This window comes from Methylobacterium sp. A54F, assembly GCF_053346035.1.
Genome location: NZ_JBKFBF010000226.1, coordinates 1 through 280, shown reverse-complemented (window position 1 = coordinate 280; position 280 = coordinate 1). Strand labels below are relative to the sequence as shown.

Sequence of the window (280 nt, the reverse complement as noted above, 5' to 3'; positions counted from 1 at the left end):
GTCAGCGCCGTGAGGCGTGGGGGAGAGCCCGAGCATGCGCGGATCCTGGGGCCTGGCCATCGTCCTCGCGAGCTGCTGTCCGGCAGCCGGGCAGCCGGGACCGGAGGCGCCCTTCCTCGAACTGACCAACCCCGAGCAGGCTGCCGTGCGTCGCGCGGTGGCGCGCCAGCTCGGGCGCGCCTTGCTGCCCGAGTTCCGCAACATCCGGCCAATCGCCTCGGAGATGCGCAACGAGGTCGAGTATTGTGGTCAGGTCCGGGTCGCGGAGGCCGGCGGCGCG

General features: G+C 73.2%; 1 pseudogene. It reads left to right on the top strand.

The features are described 5' to 3' along the window. Nucleotides 1-34: 34 nt before the first annotated feature. Nucleotides 35-280, top strand: a pseudogene (locus ACLBXP_RS26060) (hypothetical protein); the annotation flags it as partial.